The sequence below is a fragment of the Mycobacterium helveticum genome, assembly GCF_007714205.1.
Classification (GTDB): domain Bacteria; phylum Actinomycetota; class Actinomycetes; order Mycobacteriales; family Mycobacteriaceae; genus Mycobacterium; species Mycobacterium helveticum.
In genome coordinates, this window is the sequence record NZ_VMQU01000244.1 from 1 (window position 1) to 2,764 (window position 2,764).

Consider the following 2,764-nt stretch of genomic DNA (forward strand, 5'->3'; position numbering starts at 1 on the left):
GGCTCCCGCCCGGGCCCCGCTCCCGCCCCCCACCCCCCGCCCCCTCCATCCCCCTCACACAACAACCCCGCCCCCTTGCCCCCAGTTGGGGGGATTTTGCGTCTGCTCGCGCCGAGAAAACTCATATGTGGCGTCCGCCGGTCACTTCCATCACGGTGCCGGTCATGTACGACGACAGGTCGGAGGCCAAAAACAGCGCAACGCCGGCAACCTCGCTGGGTTCCCCCGCGCGGCCCAGCGGGACCTCGGCCTCCTTCTGGTCCCAGATCTGTTGCGGCATGGCCTCCGTCATGGCCGAACGGATCAGGCCCGGGGCGATGACATTGACCCGGACACCCAGGTACGCGAGCTCCTTGGCCGCGGCCTTGGTCATACCGACGATGCCCGCCTTGGCCGCCGAGTAGTTGGTCTGACCGATCATGCCGACCTTGCCCGACACCGACGACATGTTGATGATCGAGCCCCGCTTGTTTTCCCGCATGATCGCCGCCGCAGCCCGGATCCCGTTCCAGGTGCCCTTCAGGTGCACGGCGATGACCTGGTCGAACTGCTCCTCGGTCATCTTGCGCAGCGTCGCGTCGCGGGTAATGCCGGCGTTGTTGACCATGATGTCCAGGCCGCCGAAACGCTCGACCGCGGTCTGGACCAGGGCCTGCACGTCGGCAGCCCGGGTCACGTCGCAGCGGACCGCCAACGCGACATCGTCGCCACCGAGCTGATTGGCCGCCGCCTCGGTGGCCTCGAGGTTCAGGTCACCGAGCACCACGCGCGCGCCCTCGGCGACGAAGCGTTGGGCGATGGCGAAGCCCAAACCCTGCGCACCCCCGGTGATCACCGCAGTCTGACCACTCAGCAACGACACCCGATCACGCTTCCTCACCTGTTTCAGCTCCCGGTCCGGGGGCACACCGTTTCGCATATCGTATTTCATATAGGATTTCCCCCGCCCCCGGGGTTCCCCCACCGAGTGAGGAGCGTCTGCCGAATGACAACCGTCGAAGTTCCCGAAGTCTCCGACGAGGACTTCCAGGAGATCCTCGCCCAGACCCGTCAGTTCGTCCGCACCGCGGTGCTACCCCGCGAACAGGAGATCCTGGCCGACGATCGGGTACCCGACGACCTTCGGGAGCAGGCCGCCAAGATGGGGTTGTTCGGTTACGCGATCCCCCAGCGGTGGGGCGGGCTGGGACTGAACCTGGCCCAAGACGTCGAACTGGCAATGGAATTGGGCTACACCTCGCTGGCGCTGCGGTCGATGTTCGGCACGAACAACGGCATCGCCGGACAGGTGCTCGTCGACTTCGGCACCGACGGGCAAAAGCAGCGCTGGCTCGAGCCGATGGCGTCCGGCGACGTCGTCGCCTCGTTCGCACTGACCGAGCCCGGCGCCGGGTCCAACCCCGCCGGCCTCAAGACCAAAGCCGTTCGCGACGAAGACAATTGGATCATCTCCGGGCAGAAGCGCTTCATCACCAATGCGCCCGTCGCCGACCTGTTCGTGGTGTTCGCGCGCACCCGGCCGGCCGACGGTCGGGGCCCCGGGATCGCCGTGTTCCTGGTCCCCGCGGACACCGCGGGCGTCGAGGTGGGCGCCAAGGACGCCAAGATGGGCCAGGAGGGGGCGTGGACCGCCGACGTCAGCTTCGCCGACGTGCGGGTCGGGTCCGATGCGCTGATCGGCGGCAGCGAGGACGTCGGCTATCGCGCGGCGATGACCTCCCTGGCGCGCGGCCGGGTCCACATCGCCGCGCTGGCCATCGGCGCGGCCCAGCGCGCGCTCGACGAGTCGGTGTCCTACGCCGCCACCGCGACCCAGGGCGGCGCGCCGATAGGCAGCTTTCAGTTGGTGCAGGCGATGCTCGCCGACCAACAGGCCGGGGTGTTGGCCGGGCGCGCCCTGGCCCGTGAGGCGGCGCGGCTGTGGGTCACGGGCGAGGACCGCCGGGTCGCGCCGTCGGCCGCCAAACTCTTCTGCACCGAGACGGCCGGCAAGGTCGCGGATCTCGCGGTGCAGATTCACGGCGGCAGCGGCTACATGCGCGGGGTGCCCGTGGAGCGCATCTACCGCGACGTGCGACTACTGCGACTTTACGAGGGCACCAGCGAGATCCAGCGCCTGATCATCGGCTCCAACCTGGTCAGGGCGGCGCAGCGGTGAGCGGCGCAACGTCACCGCCGCCCGGATCCCGGTTGAGAAGGATTCGACCCGGTACCGATCGCGCGGACCGGGAATAGCCGGCGCGGACCGGCGCTTGCACTCGGCATGAAAAGCTTCAGCGACACCGAACGCCAGGACTTCCTCGCCGGGACGCACGTCGCCGTGCTCTCGGTCGACGCCACCGACGGCCGCCCGCCGGCCAGCGTCCCGATCTGGTACGACTACCGCCCCGGCGGCGACGTCCGGATCATGACCGGGGCGTCCAGCCGCAAGGCCCGGCTCATCAAGCGGGCCGGCGCGGTCACGCTGGTGGTTCAGCGCGAGGAGTTGCCCTACCAGTACGTGGTGGTGGAGGGGACGGTCGTGGACACCACCACGCCGGCCCCGGCGGACCTTGCGCAGGCCATCGCCATCCGCTACCTCGGCGAGGAGGGCGGTCGCGCGTTCGTGCGCAGCATGGAGGGCGTCGAGGAGGTCATGTTCACCATCCGGCCCGACCGCTGGCTCAGCGCCGACTTCTCCGACGAGTTCTGACCCTGATTTTTCAGCCTGATGTGGGTGATGGCTGTGTCGTGACACGGAAATGCCCTTCGTGCAAGGGAAAAT

General features: G+C 68.6%; 3 protein-coding genes. 2 read left to right on the top strand and 1 reads right to left on the bottom strand.

What is annotated here, in order from left to right; genetic code table 11:
- Positions 1–121: 121 nt before the first annotated feature.
- Positions 122–862 carry a 3-oxoacyl-ACP reductase FabG gene (gene fabG, locus FPZ47_RS27120; RefSeq protein ID WP_246133247.1) on the bottom strand — a complete coding sequence of 247 codons (741 nt, stop codon included), beginning with the start codon at positions 860–862 and terminating at the stop codon, positions 122–124.
- A gap of 123 nt (positions 863–985) precedes the next feature.
- Between fabG and FPZ47_RS27125 the strand changes: the two genes are divergently transcribed.
- Positions 986–2,158 (top strand): acyl-CoA dehydrogenase family protein, encoded by a 1,173-nt coding sequence (locus tag FPZ47_RS27125; RefSeq protein ID WP_144947498.1) that lies wholly within the window; start codon positions 986–988, stop codon positions 2,156–2,158.
- Between the two features lie 105 nt (positions 2,159–2,263).
- Complete coding sequence (locus FPZ47_RS27130) at positions 2,264–2,692, top strand: pyridoxamine 5'-phosphate oxidase family protein (protein ID WP_144947495.1); 429 nt, start codon at positions 2,264–2,266, stop codon at positions 2,690–2,692.
- Positions 2,693–2,764: the final 72 nt, after the last annotated feature.